The 20,755-nt window shown below is 73.1% G+C and carries 18 protein-coding genes; 10 read left to right on the plus strand and 8 right to left on the minus strand.

The features are described 5' to 3' along the window. Window positions 1-15: 15 nt before the first annotated feature. From AQJ30_RS29075 to AQJ30_RS29095, 5 genes are all read right to left on the minus strand, one after another. Window positions 16-639: a hypothetical protein gene (locus AQJ30_RS29075; RefSeq protein WP_245727191.1), complete on the minus strand. Its 624-nt coding sequence runs from the start codon at window positions 637-639 to the stop codon at window positions 16-18. A gap of 81 nt (window positions 640-720) precedes the next feature. Further along, complete coding sequence (locus tag AQJ30_RS29080) at window positions 721-2,199, minus strand: GntP family permease (RefSeq protein WP_067239860.1); 1,479 nt, start codon at window positions 2,197-2,199, stop codon at window positions 721-723. Between the two features lie 133 nt (window positions 2,200-2,332). Continuing rightward, entirely contained in the window at window positions 2,333-2,743 is a 411-nt protein-coding gene (locus tag AQJ30_RS29085) for a RidA family protein (protein ID WP_067239862.1), read from the minus strand. Then, window positions 2,740-3,501, minus strand: a complete 762-nt coding sequence (locus tag AQJ30_RS29090; RefSeq protein ID WP_067239864.1) for an IclR family transcriptional regulator — start codon at window positions 3,499-3,501, stop codon at window positions 2,740-2,742. Before AQJ30_RS29090 ends, AQJ30_RS29085 begins: the two co-directional genes overlap by 4 nt. After that, window positions 3,498-4,559 carry a sugar kinase gene (locus tag AQJ30_RS29095; protein ID WP_067239866.1) on the minus strand — a complete coding sequence of 354 codons (1,062 nt, stop codon included), beginning with the start codon at window positions 4,557-4,559 and terminating at the stop codon, window positions 3,498-3,500. Before AQJ30_RS29095 ends, AQJ30_RS29090 begins: the two co-directional genes overlap by 4 nt. A 131-nt stretch (window positions 4,560-4,690) precedes the next feature. Between AQJ30_RS29095 and AQJ30_RS29100 the strand changes: the two genes are divergently transcribed. After that, window positions 4,691-5,956: an amino acid deaminase gene (locus AQJ30_RS29100; protein ID WP_067239868.1), complete on the plus strand. Its 1,266-nt coding sequence runs from the start codon at window positions 4,691-4,693 to the stop codon at window positions 5,954-5,956. Window positions 5,957-5,966: 10 nt separating this feature from the next. Continuing rightward, window positions 5,967-7,580, plus strand: a complete 1,614-nt coding sequence (locus tag AQJ30_RS29105; RefSeq protein WP_067239870.1) for an N-acyl-D-amino-acid deacylase family protein — start codon at window positions 5,967-5,969, stop codon at window positions 7,578-7,580. An 11-nt stretch (window positions 7,581-7,591) separates the two neighbouring features. Here the strand turns inward: AQJ30_RS29105 and AQJ30_RS29110 are convergent, their stop codons facing one another. Both AQJ30_RS29110 and AQJ30_RS29115 read right to left on the minus strand, forming a co-directional pair. Further along, window positions 7,592-8,464 carry a trypsin-like serine peptidase gene (locus tag AQJ30_RS29110; RefSeq protein ID WP_067239871.1) on the minus strand — a complete coding sequence of 291 codons (873 nt, stop codon included), beginning with the start codon at window positions 8,462-8,464 and terminating at the stop codon, window positions 7,592-7,594. A 125-nt stretch (window positions 8,465-8,589) separates the two neighbouring features. Beyond that, entirely contained in the window at window positions 8,590-9,216 is a 627-nt protein-coding gene (locus tag AQJ30_RS29115; RefSeq protein ID WP_067239873.1) for a hypothetical protein, read from the minus strand. Between the two features lie 126 nt (window positions 9,217-9,342). Between AQJ30_RS29115 and AQJ30_RS29120 the strand changes: the two genes are divergently transcribed. The 6 genes from AQJ30_RS29120 (at window position 9,343) to AQJ30_RS29145 (ending at window position 15,925) form a co-directional block, all read left to right on the plus strand. Next, window positions 9,343-10,554: a pyridoxal phosphate-dependent aminotransferase gene (locus AQJ30_RS29120; protein WP_067239876.1), complete on the plus strand. Its 1,212-nt coding sequence runs from the start codon at window positions 9,343-9,345 to the stop codon at window positions 10,552-10,554. A 118-nt stretch (window positions 10,555-10,672) separates the two neighbouring features. Continuing rightward, window positions 10,673-11,095, plus strand: coding sequence for an SCO4983 family protein (locus tag AQJ30_RS29125; RefSeq protein WP_067239877.1), 423 nt, complete (start codon window positions 10,673-10,675; stop codon window positions 11,093-11,095). A gap of 398 nt (window positions 11,096-11,493) precedes the next feature. After that, window positions 11,494-12,558 (plus strand): hypothetical protein, encoded by a 1,065-nt coding sequence (locus AQJ30_RS29130; protein WP_067239879.1) that lies wholly within the window; start codon window positions 11,494-11,496, stop codon window positions 12,556-12,558. Window positions 12,559-12,583: 25 nt separating this feature from the next. Further along, complete coding sequence (locus tag AQJ30_RS29135; protein ID WP_067239880.1) at window positions 12,584-13,792, plus strand: toxic anion resistance protein; 1,209 nt, start codon at window positions 12,584-12,586, stop codon at window positions 13,790-13,792. Next, window positions 13,789-15,339: a substrate-binding and vWA domain-containing protein gene (locus AQJ30_RS29140; protein ID WP_067239882.1), complete on the plus strand. Its 1,551-nt coding sequence runs from the start codon at window positions 13,789-13,791 to the stop codon at window positions 15,337-15,339. The genes AQJ30_RS29135 and AQJ30_RS29140 overlap by 4 nt, the downstream gene beginning before the upstream one ends. After that, window positions 15,326-15,925, plus strand: a complete 600-nt coding sequence (locus AQJ30_RS29145; RefSeq protein WP_067239884.1) for a hypothetical protein — start codon at window positions 15,326-15,328, stop codon at window positions 15,923-15,925. Before AQJ30_RS29140 ends, AQJ30_RS29145 begins: the two co-directional genes overlap by 14 nt. Before the next feature lie 192 nt (window positions 15,926-16,117). On the opposite strand, the gene AQJ30_RS29150 is transcribed toward AQJ30_RS29145, so the two are convergent. Next, on the minus strand, window positions 16,118-17,941 hold the full coding sequence (locus AQJ30_RS29150) for a phosphoenolpyruvate carboxykinase (GTP) (RefSeq protein ID WP_067239885.1): 1,824 nt from the start codon (window positions 17,939-17,941) through the stop codon (window positions 16,118-16,120). 354 nt (window positions 17,942-18,295) lie between these two features. On the opposite strand from AQJ30_RS29150, the gene trhA reads away from it, so the two are divergent. Next, the gene (trhA, locus tag AQJ30_RS29155; RefSeq protein WP_079084376.1) at window positions 18,296-19,075 is read left to right on the plus strand and encodes a PAQR family membrane homeostasis protein TrhA; all 780 of its coding nucleotides are present in this window, start codon (window positions 18,296-18,298) and stop codon (window positions 19,073-19,075) included. 134 nt (window positions 19,076-19,209) lie between these two features. Beyond that, window positions 19,210-20,754, plus strand: a complete 1,545-nt coding sequence (locus AQJ30_RS29160; protein ID WP_067239887.1) for a DHA2 family efflux MFS transporter permease subunit — start codon at window positions 19,210-19,212, stop codon at window positions 20,752-20,754. The last annotated feature ends 1 nt before the right edge of the window (window position 20,755 follow it).

Genomic DNA, 20,755 nt, shown 5'->3' on the forward strand with positions numbered 1-20,755 from the left:
GCTCCCGGCCGCGGGCTACTCGGCCTCGAAGTAGGCGTCGAGGACCGCGTCCAGCTGCTCTTCCCACTGCTTGAAGTCCGACCTGGCCTTCGCCTCGATCTCGATCGGGTACCAGCGGCTGTCGGGCGTGTGGACCGTGACGGTGAACCGCTTGCCGAAGCGGGCGGTCTCCGTCTCCACGGCGCCGATCTCGTCCCAGCGGAACTCGCAGCCCTGGTCGTCGAGGGCCAGCCGGACGCCCCGGCGGTCGGCGACGATCCGGGCGCGCCGGTCGGCGGCCTCGAACACCGGGCCGTCGGCGGCGGGTTCGGCATCGTCGTCGGCCACCTCGGCGTCGTCGGCCGCGGCGGTCACGCCGGACTCCGTCCCGTCGGGGCCGCCGGTCGCGACGGCCGCGCCGGTGGCCCCGGACCCGGCCGTCCCCGCGGCGCCCGGGGCCTTCCCGCTCGCCCCGGCGTCGACGGGGGCCGCGGCCGACGCCTCGGCCGTGCCGTCGGGCCCGGCCTCCTCCGGGCGGGCGTCCTCCGGCTGTTCACCGGCCGGGGCGGTGAGCCCGGGGATGAAGGCCGGGTCGAAACCGGCGCCCGTCACGGGCTCGGCCTTCAGGGGCTGGCTGCTCGAACCTCTGCGCTGCTCCACAGCGGGCAGTATGGTCGACATTCCTGTGCCGTACACAGCCAGCCCCGACTTCGTTATCAGACTCCTACACGAAGCGCCCGGTCACACCACGAGGCTGACGGCCGCGGCCACCACGAACCCGGCGACCGACAGCACGCTCTCCAGCACCGTCCAGGTCTTGAGGGTGTCCCGCTCGCTGATGCCGAAGTACTTGGCCACCATCCAGAACCCGCCGTCGTTGACGTGCGAGGCGAAGATGGAGCCCGCGGAGATGGCCATGATGACCAGGGCCGTGAAGGCCTGCGAGTGGTGGCCCTCCGCCAGCAGCGGCGCCACGATGCCGGCCGTGGTGACGATCGCGACCGTCGCCGAGCCCTGGGCGACCCGCAGCACCAGGGAGATCAGGTAGGACAGGACGATCACCGGCAGGCCGACGTCGTGGAAGGTGTCGGACAGGGCCTGCGCCACCCCGCTCGCCTTCAGCACGGCGCCGAAGACGCCGCCCGCGCCGACGACCAGCAGGATGTTGCCGATCGGCTTCAACGACGCCGTGGACACCGTCTCCAGGGACTTGCGGGACCAGCCGCGCCGGATGCCCAGCAGGTAGTAGGCCAGCAGCAGGGCGAGGGTCAGGGCGACGAAGGGGTGCCCGAAGAACTCGATCACCGAGCGGCCCGTGGAGGGGTCGAGCGCGATCGAGGAGAACGTCGCGGCGAGGATGAGCACCAGCGGCGTACCGATGATGGCGAGGACCGTGCCGAGGGGCACCGGCGCCTCGCGGGGCTCCACCCCGGAGGCCCGCTGCTCGTCCAGGACGGCCTGCTTGGCGTCCGCCGCGGCCTCCACCATGTCCTGCGGTACGGCGACGAAGATGCGGCGCCCGATCCAGGCGGACCAGGCCCAGGCGGCCAGCACGGCGGGGATGCCGCAGACGACGCCCATCAGGATGACCCAGCCGAGGTCGACGTGCAGCAGTCCGGCGGCGGCCACGGGGCCGGGGTGCGGGGGCAGGAAGGCGTGGGTCATCGACAGGCCCGCGAGCAGCGGCAGGCAGTACAGCAGGATCGACTTGCCGCCGCGCTTGGCGGCCGCGTAGACGATCGGCGCGAGGACGAAGATGCCGACGTCGAAGAAGACCGGGATGCCGAAGATGAGGCCGGTCAGGCCCATGGCGAGCGGGGCGCGCCGTTCGCCGAACAGGGCGAGCAGCCGGGAGGCCAGCACCTCGGCGCCGCCGCTGACTTCGAGGACCGCGCCGAGCATGGTGCCCAGTCCGATGATGACGGCGACGTGGCCCAGGATGCCGCCCATGCCGGACTCGATGGTGGAGACGGCGTCCGAGCGCTGCACGGTGCCGAAGAGCTCGGTCACCGACAGGCCGGCCAGCAGGCCGACGGCTATGGAGACGGCGAGCAGCGCGACGAACGGCTGGAGCCTGACCTTGATGATCAGGAACAGCAGCAGCGCGATGCCGAGGGCGGCGACGGTGAGCAGTCCGGGGGTGCCGTCGAGGAGCAGGAGCAGGCCACCGGTGTGCGGTGGCGTCGCGGCGGGGGCGGGCGAGGCGAGCGGGAGGGACATACGGGGGTCCTCTGCGTGACTGGGGTAAGTGCATGGAGCTTTCGGGCAGGGGGCATCGCGGCGCGGCGCCCCGGGCGGGGGCACCGCGCCGTCGTACAGCGGGGAAGGGGGGTGGGGAAGGCGGACCGGTGGCTCAGCCGAGGACGGCGAGCGCGTCGATCTCGATGAGGAGGCCGGCGGGCAGACCGACGTAGACGGTCGTGCGGGCGGCGGGCGGCTGGGTGAGGCCCTGCTCCTCGAAGTAGGCGTTGTAGAGCGCGTTCATCTCGGCGAAGTGGTCCACGTCGGTCAGGTAGACGCGGATCATCATCACGTCGTCCCAGCTCGCGCCGCCCTCCTCGAGGATCGCCTTGACGTTGGCGAGGGTCTGGAGGGTCTGCTCGCGCAGGGTGGGGCCGGCCGGGGTCGGGGCCTTGCCCTCCTCGGCCGGCAGGAAGCCGACCTGGCCGGCGACCTGGAGGATGTTGCCCTTGCGCACCCCGTGCGAGAACTTCGCCGGCGGGGTGGTGTGGGTCGCGGGGGTCAGCGCGGTCTTCTCGGTCATGCGGGGTCCTTTACTGGCGTTCTTCCGGAGTACTCGCCGCTGATGGCGTCCGCGGTGCGGCGGACCAGCGGCAGCAGGGCGAGAAGTTCGTCGGAGGTGACGACGACGTTCGGCGCGGAGACCGACATCGCGGCGACCACCCGGCCGTCCGCGCCGCGGACGGGGGCGGCGACGCAGTTGATGGACTCCTCATGGCCGCCGAGGTCGGTGGCCCAGCCCTGTTCGCGCACCTTGGCGAGCTCCCGGAGGAACGCGTCGGCGTTCGGCGTCGAACGGGCCGTGTAGAGGGGGTAGTCGAGCTTCTCGGCGACCGCGCGCCGCTCGGGCTCGGGCAGGTCGGCGAGGAGCAGCTTGGCGACGGCGGCGACCGTGATGGCGACGGGCTTGCCGATCCGGGAGTACATGCGCACCGGGTAGCGGCTGTCGACCTTGTCGATGTAGAGCACCTCGCCCTCCTCGTGCACGGCGAGGTGGACGGTGTGCCCGCAGGTCTCGTTCAGGCGGACCAGGTGCGGGTGGGCGATCTCGCGGATGTCGAGGTTCTCCATCGCCTCCTGGGCGAGGGCGAAGAGACGGGCGCCCAGGCGGTAGCGCTGGTCGGACTGGCGGTAGACGAAGCCGTGTTCGTGCAGGGTGCGCAGCAGGCGCAGCGCCGTGGACTTGTGGACGCCGAGGCGGTCGGCGACCTGTCCGAGGTCGGCGGGGCCCTCGGCGAGCAGCGGCAGGATGCTCAGTGCGCGGTCGACGGTCTGGCTCATGGGGTGGCTCCCTCCTCCTCGGCCTGCTCGGCGTGCGTCCAGCCGGGGCCGAGTCGAAGTGTCCCCCATGCCGCGTCGTCGACGGCGGCGAGCCGGTCGGCGTGGGCGCGGGAGGGCGGCGCGGCGAGGTCGCCGGGGGTGGTGAGGGCGGCGGCGGCCCAGAGGTGGCCGTGGCGCAGGCGGGCGTGCGGGGGCAGGCCCCGCAAGGTCGCGTGCAGGAAGCCGGCGGCGAAGGCGTCGCCGGCGCCGGTGGTGGCCGTGACATCGACGTGGAGGGCCGGGACGCTGGTGGCCGGCGCGGCGTCCGGCAGGACCGTGGCGCCCCGCTCGCCGTGCTTCACCACGAGGGTGGCCGGTTCCGGCAGCAGGGCGCGGATCGCCCGCGGGCCGCCGGTGACGCCCCAGGCCTGCTCGGCCTCGTCCTCGCCCACGAAGACGAGGTCCGCGGCCCGGGCCAGCTCCAGCAGGACGCCTGGCCCCGCGGGCGACCGCCACAGCCCCGGCCGGTGGTTGACGTCGAACGACACCAGCGGCCGCCCCGGTCCGGGCGCCGTCAGCGCGTGCAGCAGCTCCCGGCAGCCGTCGGACAGCGCAGCGGTGATCCCCGACAGGTGCAGGACCCGGCCGGCGCGGGCGGCCGCGAGGTCCACCGTGGCCGGGGACATCGCGGAGGCCGCCGAGCCGGCCCGGTAGTAGGCCACCTCGTGGGCGTCGGTGCCGCGCTCCCCGGCGGTGCGGAAATAGACGCCGGTCGGGCGGTCCGGGTCCCGCTGGACGCGGGTGACGTCGACGCCGTGGGCGCCGATCGTCTCCACCAGGTGGTCGCCGAAGCCGTCGGTGCCGACCCGGCTGACCCAGCGCACGCGGTGCCCGGCGGCGGCCAGCATGCAGGCGACGTTGGACTCGGCACCGCCGATGGCCCGGTCGAAGGAGGGGACGTCGGCGAGGCGGCCGGGCCGGGTGGGCAGGAACGTGACCATGGACTCGCCGAGCGCCACCACGTCGAGGGCGCGGGCGCCGTCGTCGCCGGGTGCGTGACGGGGGGCCGGGGTGGTCACGATGGTCGTGGCTCCTTCGGTGGGCGGCGGCCGGTTCGTTGACCCGGCGTTGGCCGAGATGTTAGACAGCGGTGAGCGACATACGCAATGAACGTTGCACCTTGCGCAACGCAACTGATCAGGGAGGCTCTATGAGCAGCGACGCCGTCGCCCGCCTGGCCGACGAACGGGTCGACCACCGCTTCAAGGGCCTCCCGCCGGACGCCGACGGACTCACCGTGGGCGAGCTGGCGGGCCGGCGCCGCAACCTCTTCACCGACGGCTTCGCCACGCCCGTGCTCGCGCTGTCCGCGGAGCGCCTGGAGCACAACCTCGCGCTGATGGAGACCTACGCGGCCCGGCACGGCCTCGCCTTCGCCCCGCACGGCAAGACCACCATGGCCCCCCAGCTGTTCCGGCGGCAGCTCGAGCGCGGCGCGTGGGGCATCACGCTGGCCGTGCCCCACCAGGTGCGGGTGGCACGGGCGTTCGGCGTCCGCCGGGTGTTCCTCGCCAACGAACTGGTCGACCCGGCGGCCCTGCGCTGGATCGCCGCCGAGCTCGCCGCCGACCCGGACTTCCGGTTCGTCTGCTACGTCGACTCGGTGCGCGGCGTCGCGCTGATGGACGCGGCGCTGACCGGCGCGGCCCGCCCGGTGGACGTCGTGGTGGAGCTGGCCGCCGGCGAGGGCGCTCGCACAGGTGTGCGCACCGAGGCCGAGTGCGTGGCCGTCGCCGACGCGGTGGCCGCCGCGCCGACGCTGCGGCTGGTGGGCGTCGCGGGCTACGAGGGCGAGGTCCCGCGGGCCACGCCGGAGCGGGTGCACGCCTGGCTGCGGCAACTGGTCGGTTTGGCCGTCGACTTCGACGCGGCCGGTCGGTTCGCGGGCCTGGACGAGATCGTCGTCAGCGCGGGCGGCAGCGCCTGGTTCGACGCGGTCGCCGACGTGTTCGCCTCGCTCCCCGGCCTGTCCGCGCCGGTGCTGAAGCTGCTGCGCTCGGGCGCGTACGTCTCGCACGACGACGGCCACTACCGGCGGCTGACCCCGTTCAACCGGGTGCCCGAGGAGGGCGCGCTGGAGCCCGCGTTCCGCCTGTGGGCGCAGGTCGTCTCCCGGCCGTCGCCGGAGCAGGCGTTCCTCAACGCGGGCAAGCGCGACGCCGCGTACGACCTGGACCTGCCGGTCGCCCAGGTGGTGCGCCGGGACGGCACCGAGCGCCCGGCCACCGGCGTCGAGGTCACCGCCCTGTCCGACCAGCACACCTGGCTGCGCACCGGCCCGGAGGCGGACCTGGAGGTCGGCGACTGGGTCGGGCTCGGGCTGTCCCACCCGTGCACGTCGTTCGACAAGTGGCCGCTGATCCCCCTCGCCGAGGCGGACGGCACCGTGGTCGACTACATCCGCACCTTCTTCTGAGGAGCCCGCCATGGAGGACCTGGTCATCCGGGACGCCGACGTCGTCGACGGCACCGGCGCGGACTCCTACCGCGCCGACGTGGTGGTCGACGGCGGCCGGATCGTCGCGATCGTCAAGGAGGCGGCCGCCGCCGGCTGCCAGCGCCCGGACGCGGTGCGCGAGCTGGACGCGGAGGGCCTGGTCCTCTCCCCCGGCTTCATCGACATGCACGCGCACAGCGACCTGGCCCTGCTGCGCGACCCCGACCACAGCGCGAAGGCGGCCCAGGGCGTCACCCTGGAGGTCCTCGGCCAGGACGGACTGTCGTACGCGCCCGTGGACGACCGCACGCTCGCCGGGGTGCGCCGGGCGATCGCCGGCTGGAACGGGCCCGGCGACGACGTCGACTTCGACTGGCGGTCGGTCGGCGAGTACCTCGACCGGCTCGACCGCGGCATCGCGGTGAACGCCGCGTACCTGGTCCCGCAGGGCACCGTGCGCGCGCTCGTCGTCGGCTGGGAGGACCGCGCGGCGACGCCCGCGGAGCTGGACCGGATGCGCGCGCTGGTCGCCCAGGGCCTGGAGGAGGGCGCCGTGGGCCTGTCGTCGGGGCTGACGTACACGCCCGGGATGTACGCCCGCGACGCCGAACTCACCGAGCTGTGCCGGGTGGTGGCGCGCTACGGCGGCTACTACTGCCCGCACCACCGCTCCTACGGGGCGGGCGCCCTGGAGGCGTACGAGGAGATGGTGGCCCTCACCCGGGAGGCGGGGTGCGCGCTGCACCTCGCCCACGCCACGATGAACTTCGGCGTGAACGAGGGCCGGGCGCCCGAGCTGCTCGCCCTGCTCGACCGGGCGCTGGCCGACGGGGCCGACATCAGCCTGGACACCTACCCGTACACCCCGGGCTGCACCACGCTGGCCGCGCTGCTGCCGAGCTGGGCGAGCGAGGGCGGCCCGCAGGAGGTGCTGCGGCGGCTGGCCGACGAGGCGACGGCGGAGCGCATCCGGTACGACCTGGAGGTCGTCGGCTCGGACGGCTGTCACGGCGTGCCGGTCGACTGGGACACCGTGGAGATCTCCGGCGTGACCGACCCGGCCCTCGCGCCGTACGTCGGCCGTACGGTCCTCGGGGCGGCGCGCGAGCGCGGCGAGGAGCCCTGGGTGACGGCGCGGCGGCTGCTGCGGGAGGACCGGCTGGCGCCGACGATCCTGCAGCACGTGGGCCACGAGGAGAACGTCCGCGCGATCATGCGCCACCGGGTGCACACCGGCGGCTCGGACGGCATCCTGCGGGGCGCCAAGCCGCACCCGCGGGCGTACGGCACGTTCCCGCGCTACCTGGGCCACTACGTGCGGGAGCTGGGGGTGCTGTCGCTGGAGGAGTGCGTGGCGCACCTGACCGGGCGTCCGGCGGCCCGGCTGCGCCTGCCGGACCGCGGGCTGGTGCGCGAGGGGTACCGGGCCGACCTGGTGCTGTTCGACCCGGCGACGGTGGCGGCGGGCGCCACCTACGACGATCCCCGGGCGCTGCCCGTGGGCATCCCGCACGTCCTGGTGGACGGGCGCTTCGTGATCGAGGACGGGCGGCGCACGGACGTCCTGGCCGGGCGGGCGGTGCGGCGGACCGCCCACCCCTAGCCGTCGGCGTCCTACGGCTTGGGCAGGGTGCAGCCGCTCGCGCTCAGGTTGAGCCGGTTGCCCGTGGTGAAGCAGGCCGGGATCTGGTAGGTCTCCTCGGCGTAGTTGATGCCCTGACGGACCGTCACCGTGCCGTTCTGGTCGACCTCGCACGGGTTGTTGACCGTGCAGCGCTCGCCGTCCTCGTTGCCGGTGTTGTTGACGGCGACGACCTTGCCGGTGGACTGGTCGATCACCGGCGAGCCGGAGGTGCCGCCGATGGTGTTGCAGGCGGAGGTGTAGCGGACCGAGTCCTTCCAGGTCCAGTCGCCCTCCTTGAGGCGGTAGACGAAGCCGTCGATGTTGCAGTTGTACAGCCGCTTCCAGTAACCGGACGCCACGGTGATCGCGGTGCCGGCGACGGGGTGGGTGTCCTGCACGGTGAGGGCGTTGATGCCGTAGGTGCTGCGGATCGACGCGTACGTGGTGGTGGTCCGGTAGATCGTCACGTCGGTGTCGGTCATGGTCGAGTAGACGACCTGGTTGGCGCGCAGGGTGCCGACCCGGGTGCCGGCGGAGTTCAGCAGCCCGAAGCTGCGGGTGGAGGACTGGCCGGTGATGACCTGGCCGGGCGACGGGAAGCCGGTCTCCAGGCAGTGGCCGTTGGTCAGCACCAGCGCGGGGTCGGTGTCCACGGAGGCGGGGAAGCGGATCACCGAGCCGGAACAGTTGCTGAGCGAGACGGTCCCTGCGAAGTTCACCGCCTGCAGGGTGGGCGACGCGGCCTGGGCGCGCTGGGCACCGGCCGCGTCCGCGGGCGCTCCCGTGGGAGCGGCGACCGCGGGTGCCGCACCCGCCCCGGCGATGGCCAGGGCGAAGAACGCGGCGACGAGAGGCTTTCTCATGTGGGGTCCCCTCTAGCGACGGGGCGACCGGAGGTCGTCGGGCCGCCCACGGAGTTGTCATGCGCATTGTTAGCGCCGACAGGACCCACGACAAGGAGCGCTTTTCGGCCGGGAGAGGTCCCCGGCTACCGCCGCTTCCACCCCTTGCCCCGGGCGCTTCCCCGGCCCGACGTCCAGGACGGGGACGGGGAGTCGGACGTCGGGGCGGACGTCGACGGAGAGGCCGGCGAGGAGGGGGACGCGGTGGCCGGCGGCTGCTCCGGGGCGGAGGTGCCCGGGGACGGTGAGGGCGGGGTGTCGCCCGAGCCGGAGGATCCCGGGTCACTCGATCGGGTGGTCGTCGGGGTGCCGGTCCCGGACGGCGGGCCGGACGGGGTCGCGCCCTCGGACGCCGACAGGGTCCCGGCGGTCGGCCCGCTCCCACTGCCGCCGCCGGACGGGGAGCCCCCCGAGGAGAGGCCCGCCACCAGTGCGGCGACCGACACCGCGCCCACGGCGCCCGCCGCCACGACGCCCCGGCGCGAGCGCCACCCGGTGGCCCGGCGCCGGGCCCGCCGCCGGTCCGCCCGGCCGCCCGCCTCGGGCTCCCGAGCGAGGCGGGGCAGCTCGCGCGTCTCGTCGTAGGCCGAGACCTGCCAGCCGTGGGCCGCCGCCGGATCGGCGTACTCCTCGTACGAGGGGGTCTCGGCGCTGTGCGGGAGGTAGACGTTCGGACCGGTCGGGCCGGAGGGGACGTCGGACGGGCTTGGCATGAACGCGCATTCTAGAGACGGGAGGGGTTCCTGGGACAGTCGCGGGACATACCCGCCCGAACCGCCGCGTCTCACGTGGCGGAAAACACGCCGCGGGACGCGGGGGCGGGCCGTAAGCTCCCAGACATGCAGGTGATCCAGTCCACGAAGCTCGCCAACGTCTGTTACGAGATCCGGGGTCCGGTGCTCGAGGAGGCGATGCGGCTGGAAGCGGCAGGTCACCGCATCCTCAAGCTGAACACCGGCAACCCGGCCGCGTTCGGCTTCGACTGCCCGCCGGAGATCCTGGAGGACATCCTCCGCAACGTCTCCACGGCCCACGGCTACGGCGACGCCAAGGGCCTGCTCGCCGCCCGCCGCGCGGTCGTCATGCACAACCAGACCCTCGGCATAGAGACGGACGTCGAGCACGTCTTCATCGGCAACGGCGTCTCCGAGCTGATCGTGATGGCGATGCAGGGCCTGCTGGACGACGGCGACGAGGTGCTGGTCCCCGCCCCGGACTACCCCCTGTGGACGGCGGCCGTCTCGCTGTCCGGCGGCACGGCGGTGCACTACCGCTGCGACGAGCAGTCCGACTGGATGCCGGACCTCGCGGACGTCGAGCGCAAGGTCACCGACCGCACCAAGGCCATCGTCATCATCAACCCCAACAACCCCACGGGCGCGGTGTACGACGAGGCGGTCGTCAAGGGCCTGACCGACATCGCCCGCCGCCACAACCTGCTGGTCTGCTCCGACGAGATCTACGACAAGATCCTGTACGACGGCGCGCGGCACACGCCCACCGCCGCGGTCGCCCCCGACCTGCTCACCCTCACCTTCAACGGCATGTCGAAGGCGTACCGGGTGGCCGGCTACCGGGTCGGCTGGATGGCGATCTCCGGCCCGCGCGCGCACGCCGACTCCTACATCGAGGGCCTGACCATCCTGGCGAACATGCGGCTGTGCGCGAACATGCCGGGCCAGCACGGGGTGGTCGCCGCGCTCAGCGGACGGCAGACCATCAACGACCTGGTCCTGCCGGGCGGGCGCCTGAAGGAACAGATGGACACGGCCTACGAGCTGCTGACCCAGATCCCCGGGGTGACCTGCGTGCGGCCCAAGGGCGCGCTCTATCTCTTCCCGCGCCTCGACCCCACGGTGTTCAAGATCAAGGACGACCGGCAGATGGTCCTGGACCTGCTGCGCAGCGAGAAGATCATGGTCGTGCAGGGCACCGGGTTCAACTGGCCCGAGCCGGACCACTTCCGGGTGGTGACCCTGCCGACGGCCACGGACCTGCGGGACGCGGTGGGACGCATCGGACGCTTCCTGGACGGTTACGGCCAGACCTGACGTGCGCGGCGCGGTCCGCGTCGAGCGGAGCGGGCGGGACGGTTCCGCTTTTGTGGACAGCTCAACTTTAGACAGAATCCAAGCTAGGATGTCTTCCTGAAGCATTGGGAGGCCATCCATGTACGAACCGATCCGGACCAAGTCGGTGCACAGCACGGTGGCTGGCACGCCCTCCGACTTCCCCCACCGCTCCCGCGAGGAGGAACTGGACATCCAGCTCTCGGGGCACCTCGCCGCGCTGCTCGCCGTCACCGACGAGCTGCGGGCGCTGGCACCGTCGACCGACCTGGACGCCGCCGGTGAGCGGCTCGCCGGGCAGGTGGCACGGTTGCGGGGAGGCCGCCCGCCGGTGCGCGCGACGGGCTCCGGCCGCACGGCCGACGCCCCGTCCCTGCACCGCCGCGCCCACGCGCTGGCGGGGCGCGCCCTGGTCGTCGCCGCGTCCCGGGCGGACACGGCGGCGGCGATCCTGGCGGCGGAGCGGATGGACGCGCACGGCGCTGCGCTGGCCGGGCCGCGGTCGTTGAGTGCGGCCGGCTGATCCTGGGCACCCGGGATCCCCTTGACGGCCCCGGTCCGCGTGCACCCGCAGCGTCGCGCGGACCGGGCGCCATGCACTGCGTGCGCTTGAGCGGGCGGTCCCTCTGTGGTGCCGGTGGAGTTGTCGTGCTGGTGGTCGGTGCTTAAGGGGTGTGCGCCGTGGAGGGTTCTGTCGGGGGGTGGCTTCGGGTTCGTCGTGGCTTGTCGCGCAGTTCCCCGCGCCCCTGAGGGGGTGGTCGTGAGCCTTGTTCACAGGGCGGGCGTTCCGCGGCCCTGAGGGTGGTGCGGTGAGCGTCCGTTTCGTCGTTCCGGTCGCCGTGTCGTAACGGGACCGGTGTGTCACCCCCCGTTCATCCCGCGCCGTGGGGAATGTTGGGTTCCGCGTGGAGTGTGCGGGGTGTGAGACGTATCGCAGGGATCGTCCTCGCGGTTCTGCTGGTCGGTGGCGTGGTGGCCGCCGTCGTCGCGGGCCGCAGCGATGGGGACACGGGCACGGCAACGAAGACCGTGCGCATGGTGATCGGGTCCGAGAAGGCCGAGTACTTCGCGGACCCCGACGTGGTGGAGGCCCTCGCCGCCAAGGGCTACACCGTCAAGGCCGAGACCTCCGGGTCGTGGGCCATGGAGGGGCTGGACCTGAAGGGGTACGACCTCGCGTTCCCCTCCAGCCAGGCACCCGCCGCCGAACTCGCCGGGCGCCACGGGGTGCGCGGGACGCTCCCCCGGCCCTTCTACTCGCCGCTCGTCGTCGTGGCCCACCGCGACGCCGCCCAGGTGCTGGCCGCGAACGGCCTCGCCACGCTCGCCACCGGGCACCGCGGCACCCTCAGGATGGCCGCCTACCTCGACGCGGCCCGCCACGACCGCACCTGGCAGCAGCTCAAGGGAGCGGCGAAGTACGGGGAGTTGAGCGGCACGCTGTTCGTGTCCTCCACCGACCCGGAGTCGTCCAACTCGGGGGCCCTCTACCTCGCCGCCGCCTCCTACGTCGACAACGGCGGCCGGGTGGTCGCCGACGCCGCCGGACTCGCCCGCACCGCGCCCCTGATGAAGAAGCTCGTCACCGTCCAGGGCGCCCAGCAGAGCAGTTCCGACGCGGTCTTCCGGGACTTCGTCAGCAGCGCGGGCAACCCGCTCGTCCTGGTCTACGAGTCCCAGGTCGCCTCCCTGCTCGCCGGCGGACAGCAGCCCGGCGACCTGGTCGTGCTCTACCCGGACACCACGGTCAACAGCGACCACACCGTCGTACCGCTCACCGACGACGGCCGGACGTTCGCCGAACTCCTGGGCATCGACCCCGCGTTGCGCCGGCTGGCGGTGCGGCACGGCTTCCGCCCGCAGGGCACCGCCACCGGGTTCGCCCCGGCCGGCACCTATCTCCAGCAGGAACTGACCGGCGTCAAGCAGGCCCCCGTGCCCACCTCCGCGGTGCTGCACGAGATGGCCCGCCGGGCGCGCGGATGACGGGGGACCAGCACACATGACAGACATGGCAGACATGACAGGTACGGCCGGCGGGGCGGGCGCCGCCGGACTCGACGGAGGGTTCACGCTCACCCCGCCCGAGCCCGTGGCGTCCGTGCCGCGGGAGAAGGCCGGCGGGCTGGTCCCGGTCGCCGACGGGGTGCGCACCGAGATGGCCCGCAAGGCCGCCGAGTACGTCGAGGGCCTCGCCGCCCTCGACGCCCGCTCCCCCGAGTTCGCCGGCCGCGTCGGCGAGATCACCGCGCTCGGCGCGGGTGAGATGCGGGCCGCCGCCGCCCAGTCCAACCGCATGCTGGAGCGCGCCGTGCGCTCCCTGCCCGACCAGGGCGGCGACGCCCAGGCCAAGGTGGCCGGCTCGCTCGTCGAACTGCGCCGGGTGGTGGAGGACCTGGACCCGCGGGACGTGCCCGCGGGCCGGGGCCGCCGGCTGCTGTCCCGGCTGCCCGGCGGCAACAGGCTGCGCGACCACGTCGCCAAGTACGCCTCCGCACAGGACACGTTGAACCGGATCGTCGGCGCGCTGCGCGGCGGCCAGGACGAACTGCGCCGGGACAACGCCGCGTTGCAGACCGAGCGGACCCGCCTGTGGGAGACCATGGGCAAGCTCCAGGAGTACGTCGTCCTCACCGAGGCCCTCGACTCCGCCGTCGAGCGGCACATCGACGGCGTGGCGGCGGCCGACCCGGAGCAGGCCGACGGCCTGCGGGCCGACGTGCTGTTCCCGGTCCGTCAGAAGCACCAGGACCTGCTCACCCAGCTCGCCGTGTGCGCCCAGGGCTACCTCGCCATGGACGTCGTGCGCCGCACCAACGAGGAGCTGGTCAAGGGCGTCGACCGGGCGGCCACCACCACCGTCTCCGCCCTGCGCATCTCGGTGATGCTGGCCTCCGCCCTGGACCACCAGAAGAAGGTGGTCCAGCAGGTCGACGCGTTGCGCGGCACCACCGAGGACCTCATCCGGGGCAACGCCGAGATGCTGGCGGGCCAGAGCGGGGACGTCCAGCGCATCGCCGCCGACCCGGCGGTCGGCGCGGAGACCCTGCGCACGGCGTTCCAGCAGATCTGCTCCACGCTCGACGCGATCGACACCTACAAGGTGCGGGCGACCGAGGCGATGGCGACGACCGTGGAGAACCTCACCGCCGAGCTCCAGGCGGCGAGCGGCCGCCTGGAGCGCAGCCGCTCCCAGGGCGCACTGGAGGGCGGGCTGTGACGACACGACCGGCACGCCTCCTCGCGGCCGCGCTCGCCGCGGCGGCCCTCCTCACCGGCTGCACCGCTTCCGGGGAGCAGGCGGACACCGATCCGGACGCCGCCCGGCCCGGCACCCTGCGCGTGCTCGCCTCCAGCGAGCTCAGCGACATGACCACGGTCCTCGCCCAGGTCGCCCGCAGCACCGGTGTCACCGTGCGCCCCACCTACCTGGGCACCCTCGACGCCGTCGACCTGCTCGCCCGGGGCCGGGCCGACGGCCGGTACGACGCCCTGTGGCTGTCCTCCGACGACTACCTGCGGCTGCACCCGGACGCGGCGCGCAAGGTCGTCTCCGAGACGCCGGTGATGTCCAGCCCGGTCGCCGTCGGCGTCCGCCCGGCCACCGTGCGGGCCCTCGGCTGGAACCCCGCGGACGTCACCTGGAGCGACGTCGAAGAGGCCGTACGGGCCGGGCGGCTGACGTACGGCATGACGGACCCGGCGCGCTCCAACTCGGGTTTCTCCACGCTCGTGTCGGTGGCCTCGGCGCTGTCCGGGGCGCAGTCCGCGCTCACCGACGCCGACGTGCGCGAGGCCACCCCACGGCTGAAGGAGTTCTTCCGGGGCCAGAAGCTCACGTCGGGTTCCTCGGGCTGGCTGGCGAGCGCCTACCGGCGGCGCGGCGACGTGGACGCGCTGCTCAACTACGAGTCGGTCCTCAAGGGCGTCCCGGGCCTGACCGTGATCCGCCCGGCCGACGGCGTGGTCACCGCCGACTACCCGCTGGCCTCGCTCGCCTCCACCAGCGCCGCGACCCGCGAGGACGTCCGCCGGGTCACCGAGGCGCTGCGCTCGGCTCCGCTGCAGAAGCTCATCACCGACACCACGCACCGCCGCCCGGTCGTCCCCTCGGTGCCGCCGGGCGCCGGACTGGACACCGCCCGGCGCCGCGAACTGCCCTTCCCGGGCACCCGGTCGGTCGCCGACGGGCTGCTGGACGCCTACGAGAACGACCTGCGCCGCCCCTCGCGGACGGTGTACGTCCTGGACACCTCCGGCTCGATGGAGGGCGGCCGCCTGGCCCGGCTGAAGACGGCGCTGACCGGCCTCACCGGCGACTTCCGCGACCGGGAGGAGGTCACGCTGATGCCGTTCGGGTCGGACGTGAAGGACGTGCGCACCCACGTCGTCGACCCGGCCGATCCGGGCCGGGGCCTGAAGGCGATCCGCGCGGACACCGACGCCCTCAGCGCGGACGGCAAGACCGCGCTGTACACGTCTCTGGAGAAGGCGTACGACCACCTCGGCGCGGACCGGGACGCGTTCACCTCGATCGTGCTGATGACCGACGGCGAGAACACGACCGGCGCCAAGGCGGGCGACTTCGACGCCTTCTACCGGGGACTGACCGCGGACCGCCGGCGCATCCCCGTCTTCACCGTCCTGTTCGGCGACTCCGACCGCGAGGAGCTGGAGCACATCGCCGACCTGACCGGCGGCCGCCTGTTCGACGCCCGCGACGGCTCGCTGGACGGCGCCTTCGAGGAGATCCGTGGCTACCAGTGACCGCGTCCTCGGCTACCTTGAGTCCCGCAAGAACCTCACCGGTGGCGCCTGCGGACTGCTGGGCCTGGTCCTGACGTTCACCGGGGTGGCCGGCCCCTACTGGCCCGTGGTGGTGGCCGGGCTCTACGGCGCGGGCGCGCTGGTCGCCCCGCCGGAGCGGCCCCCGGTGCCGGACTTCCCGACCCCGTCGGACCGGCTGGAGGAGCTGCGCGCCGACTTCGCCCGCCTGGACGGCTACCTGGGCGAGGTGGGCCTGCCCGCGTCGGCGTCGCCCCGGGTCACCGAACTGACCGGGGTGCTGGGGGCGTTGCTGGAGCGCGGCTGGGGTGCCGACGCGCTGGCCCAGGACCCCGAGGGCCTGCACACCGTGGCGCGGATCGTGCGCCAGGACCTGCCCGAGGCGGTCGACAGCTTCGTACGGGCCCGCTGGTGGAGCCGTCTCGCACCGGGTCAGGAGTCGCCTGAGCGGCACCTGGAGCGCCAACTGGCGCTGCTGGCGCGGGAGGCGGTCGATCTGGCGGCGGTGCTGAAGGAGGCGGACGCACGGCGTCAGGAGACCCACACCCGCTACCTGGAGGACCGCTGAGGGTCCCCGGGAACGGGCGGGGGCCCGTCGCCGTGCTCCCGTCGGGGCGGACGGGGGCGCGGCGGCGGGCCCATGGCCCCGCACGCCGTTGTGCGGGACCTCGCCGGTCTGCACCGCGGCCGGCCCGTGACGATGTTGCTGGTCAGGGCACACTCGGAAGACCGGCCGCGGAGTTCTGGGAGGAGCGGCGGCTCAGCCGAGGCGCTCCACCAGTGCGTGGTACTGGTCCCACAGCTCCTTCGGGGTGTGGTCGCCGAAGGTGTTGAGGTGCTCGGGCACCAGCGCGGCCTCCTCGCGCCACACGTCCTTGTCGACGGTGAGCAGGAAGTCGAGGTCGGACTCGGACAGGTCCAGGCCCTCGGTGTCGAGGGCGCCCTTGGCCGGCAGGACGCCGATCGGCGTCTCGACGCCCTCGGCCCGGCCGTCCAGGCGCTCCACGATCCACTTCAGGACGCGGGAGTTCTCGCCGAAGCCGGGCCAGACGAACCGGCCCGCGTCGTCCTTGCGGAACCAGTTGACGTAGTAGATCTTCGGCAGCTCGGACTGGTCCTTGCCCTTGGCGACGTCGATCCAGTGGGCCATGTAGTCGCCCATGTTGTAGCCGCAGAACGGCAGCATCGCGAACGGGTCGCGGCGCAGCTCGCCGACCTTGCCCTCGGCGGCGGCGGTCTTCTCGGAGGCCACGTTGGCGCCGAGGAACACGCCGTGATTCCAGTCGAAGGACTCCGTGACCAGCGGTACGGCGCTGGCGCGGCGGCCGCCGAAGAGGATCGCGGAGATCGGCACGCCCTTGGGGTCCTCCCACTCGGGCGCGATGATCGGGCACTGCGCGGCCGGCACGGTGAAGCGGGCGTTGGGGTGCGCGGCCGGGGTCCCCGACTCCGGGGTCCAGTCGTTGCCCTTCCAGTCCGTGAGGTGGGCCGGGAGCTCCTCGGTCATGCCCTCCCACCACACGTCGTTGTCGTCGGTGAGGGCGACGTTGGTGAAGACGGCGTTGCCCCACAGGGTCTTCATCGCGTTGGCGTTGGTGTGCTCACCGGTGCCGGGCGCGACGCCGAAGAAACCCGCCTCGGGGTTGATGGCGTACAGGCGGCCGTCCTCGCCGAAGCGCATCCACGCGATGTCGTCGCCGATGGTCTCCACCGTCCAGCCGGAGACGGTGGGCTCCAGCATGGCGAGGTTGGTCTTGCCGCAGGCGCTGGGGAAGGCGGCGGCCACGTACTTCGACTCGCCCTGCGGCGGGGTGAGCTTGAGGATCAGCATGTGCTCGGCGAGCCAGCCCTCGTCGCGGGCCATGACGGAGGCGATGCGCAGGGCGTAGCACTTCTTGCCCAGCAGGGCGTTGCCGCCGTAGCCGGAGCCGTAGGACCAGATCTCGCGGGACTCGGGGAAGTGCGAGATGTACTTGGTGGAGTTGCAGGGCCACGGCACGTCCTCCTGGCCCTCCTCCAGCGGGGCGCCCAGGGTGTGCACGGCCTTGACGAAGAAGCCCTCGGAGCCGAGCTCGTCCAGGACGGGCTGTCCCATGCGGGTCATCGTGCGCATGGACACGGCGACGTAGGCGGAGTCGGTGATCTCTACGCCGATCGCGGACAGCGGGGAGCCGAGCGGGCCCATGCAGAAGGGCACGACGTACATGGTGCGGCCGCGCATGGAGCCGCGGAACAGGCCCTGCTCACCGGTGAAGACCTCCCGCATCTCGGCGGGGTCCTTCCAGTGGTTGGTGGGGCCGGCGTCCTGCTCCTTCTCGGAGCAGATGAAGGTCCGGTCCTCGACGCGCGCGACGTCGGTCGGGTCGGAGGCGGCGTAGTAGGAGTTCGGGCGCTTGATCGGGTCCAGCTTGCGGAAGGTGCCCTTGGCCACGAGCTCGTCGCACAGCCGGTCGTACTCGGCCTCGGACCCGTCGCACCAGACCACGGCGTCCGGCTGGGTGAGTTCCGCGATCTCGTCGACCCACGAGATCAGTTCCTGGTGAGTGGTCGGGGTGACGGGGGGAGCCGCGATGTCGCGCGCCACGATCGCTCCTAGGTGAGGGATTTTGTCCTTGTCTGCCCCGTGGGGGCCGCGACCCGGATGCCGCGCCGCCTCCCTGGCTGCGCTCATCCGGTGCCGACCGCACTCATTTGATCCTCCGACGACCGGGCCCATCTGTCCAGAGGACGTCACAGATGAGCGGAGTGAGGCTCGCCACGTGCACGGCGCCCCTTTGCGTCCACTTGGCGTTCAGGGGGGTGTTCTTTGGGCGAACCACGGGTTTCACCAAAGAAAGGAGGGTGAACGGCCCCCGTAGGAGCACGAGGTGACGGCCGTTCGCCGCAGTCGGCGCGGGGCTGATTCATGACTTACGGCTCCGTAAGTAAAATTCGGCGTATGACTGCGCCCGTCCCCGACGTGCCCTCGGACTCGCCGGCCGCCGGCCGCCGTTCCGGCGCGCGCTCCTCCTCCGCCACGCCCTCGACGGCCCACCAGTTCGCCCAGCAGGTCAAGCAGCAGGTGACCGAGCACCTCACCGAGCCGATCAAGCCGAAGCTGCGCGGCTGGCTGCACCTCGGCATGTTCCCGGCCGCGCTGATCGCCGGCCTGGTGCTCACCGCACTGGCGGACTCCACCCGCGGCCGCATCGCCTGCGGGATCTACGCCCTGACGGCCTGCCTGCTGTTCGGCGTGAGCGCCCTGTACCACCGGGGCGACTGGAGCCCGCGCATGGACGGCGTCCTGCGCCGGCTGGACCACGCCAACATCTTCCTGATCATCGCCGGCACCTACACGCCGCTGACCCTGCTGCTCCTGCCGGGCGTCAAAGGCCGCTGGTTGCTGTGGGGCATCTGGGCCGCCGCGGGCGCCGGCATCGTGTTCCGGGTGTTCTGGGTCGGCGCCCCGCGCTGGCTCTACACGCCCTGCTACATCGCCATGGGCTGGGCGGCCGTGTTCTTCCTGCCCGACTTCCTGCACACCGGCGGCCCAGCCGTGCTGGTCCTGGTGATCGTCGGCGGCCTGCTCTACAGCGCGGGCGGCATCGTCTACGGCATCAAGCGCCCGAACCCCTCACCGCGCTGGTTCGGCTTCCACGAGGTGTTCCATTCCCTGACACTGGCCGCGTTCGCGGTGCACTACGTCGGCATCTCCCTGGTGGCCTACCAGCACGCGTAACGCGCGCGGTGCGGCGCACCGCACCGGACCGAAAGGGCCACGGCTCCCCGCCGTGGCCCTTTTTGCATGGCCGAACGCGACTGACCGACCCTTCCGATTGACAGAGCATATCTTTTGACAGCTACTCTCACTTCATGGACACCTTCACTCCGGACCCCCGTCGCTGGTGGGCCCTCGCCGCCCTGGTCGCCAGCATGCTGACCCTGGGCTTCGACACGACGATCCTCAACGTGGCCCTGCCGACCATGGCCGCCGACCTCGGCGCCACCACCGGCGAGCAGCAGTGGATGGCCGACGCCTACGTGGTCGTCTTCGCCGCGCTGATGCTCCCGGCCGGTCTCCTCGGCGACCGCTTCGGACGGCGCCTGATGCTCGTCGTCGGACTCGGGATCTTCCTGGCCGGCTCCCTGGTCGGCGCGCTGGCCGACGGGGTGGGGGCGGTGATCGCCGCCCGCGCCGTGATGGGCGTCGGCGCGGCCCTGGTCACCCCGCTCGCGCTCTCCGTGCTGCCGTCGCTCTTCGCCCCCGAGGAGCGGGCCAAGGCCGTCGGCATCACCTCCGCCGCCTCCGCGCTGGGCCTGCCGCTCGGCCCGATCGTGGGCGGCTGGCTGCTGAACCACTTCTGGTGGGGCTCGGTGTTCCTGGTCAACGTGCCCATGGCCGCCCTCGGCATCGCCGCCTGCGTCCTCCTGCTCCCGGAGACCCGGGACCCCGCCTCCCCCACCGTCGACGTGGTGTCCACCGCGCTCACCGCTACCGGCCTCGGCGCCCTCGTCTACGGGATCATCGAGGCGCCCGGCCGCGGCTGGGGCGACCCGCTGGTGCTGGGCGCCCTCACGGGGGCCGTCGTCCTGCTCACCGCGCTCGTCCTGCGCGAACGCCGCGTCGAACGGCCCATGCTCGACATGACCCTGCTCGCCCACCGCGGCTTCCTGCTCAACACGGTCGCCGCGACCCTGGTGATGTTCGTCCTGTCCGGCCTGCTGTTCGTGCTGCCGCCCTATCTCCAGGCCGTGCTCGGCCACGACGCACTGGGCACCGGGCTGCGGCTGCTGCCGATGATGGGCGGCCTGCTCGTCGCCTCGCGCACCGCCCCGCAGCTCACCGCGCGCTTCGGCGCCCGCGCCGCGGTGACCGCCGGCCTGGTGGTCCTGGCGTTCGCCGCGTTCCTCGGCAGCCGGACGACGACGGACTCCGGCTACGGCTTCACCGCGCTGTGGCTGTCCGTCACCGGGCTCGGCTTCGGCTTCGCGCTCATCCCCGCCATGAACAGCGCCCTGGACGCCCTGCCCCGCGACCGGGCCGGCAGTGGCTCCGGCCTGCTGATGACCCTGCGCCAGGTGGGCGGCGCCATCGGCATTGCCCTGCTCGGCAGCCTGCTCGCCGGCACCTTCCGCGACCGCCTCCACACCGGCGGGCTGCCCCCGCGGGCCGCCGACACCGCCGGGGACTCCGTGGTCGCCGCGCACCTCGTCGCCGAGCGGGTGGGCTCCGCCGACCTGGCCGCCTCCGCCAACAGTGCCTACGTCCACGGCATGGGCGTCGTGCTCCTGGTGTGCGGCGTCGCCGCCCTGGTCTCGGCGCTGCCCGCGGCGGCCTTCCTGCCGGGCGCGGCCCGGCCGGACCGGGCGCCCGCCGCCCCCGTCATGGCTGACGGGGAGGCCGATGCCCGACAATGAC

Origin of the sequence: Streptomyces longwoodensis, assembly GCF_001514125.1 — a bacterium.
GTDB lineage: Bacteria > Actinomycetota > Actinomycetes > Streptomycetales > Streptomycetaceae > Streptomyces > Streptomyces longwoodensis.